The sequence below is a fragment of the Oleiphilus sp. HI0125 genome (assembly GCF_001635355.1).
On the sequence record NZ_LWGF01000369.1, the window covers coordinates 1 to 711 of the forward strand.

Consider the following 711-nt stretch of genomic DNA (forward strand, 5'->3'; position numbering starts at 1 on the left):
CTCTTATTACTTAAACGCTTATTTCCCGCCCTGCGCCTCACTGCCTCAATGCGACTGTCGTTCAGATTAACATCGAGTTTGTCCGCGATAAACGCATACACCTCGTTCATATCGACAGGATTATCATCAGTACAAACATAGAGCTCATCCAGTGCCTGACCTTGCGCATGCGACTTCATCAAAAATGTTAGAAAACCCACTGCATCTTCTTCATGAATTCGGTTGCTGCGTCTAAGAGCGTCACTCAATACAGGCTCTTGAGACAAAACTTGATCAATAATGCGTCGACGCGAACCTCCATAAATTCCGCTAAAGCGGATAATAGTGCTCGGCAGGGAGCTATCCCTCAATAAATTTTCTGCCTGAACCAGCACTTTACTCGTCTCACTCATACCGTTGGCAGGACTCAACTCATCGACCACAGAGTCATCATCCTGAGCATAGACACTCGTACTTGAGACAAAAAAGAGGTGTGGCGGAGTCTTTAAACTTTTAAATTTCGTTATGCAGTGAGTAAGGGCATCGTAGAAAACGCGTCGGTACGCTTCCGCTCCCCGACCGCCGGGCGTGACACAAAACAAAATCGCATTATAGTTATCAGGTACATTCGTCCACGTACTTGCCTCACTAATATCTCCCAAAAACGTATGCTCTACACACGCAAATTGGTCTGGAGCATCAATAGACGAGCGCTTTAGTACATCGATACAT

The 711-nt window shown here is 45.9% G+C and carries 1 protein-coding gene; it reads right to left on the minus strand.

Annotated features, from left to right (window positions below; all coding sequences use genetic code 11):
- Positions 1-711, minus strand: a 711-nt coding sequence (locus A3762_RS27120) for a hypothetical protein (RefSeq protein WP_068754406.1), incomplete at both ends; no start/stop codon positions are given.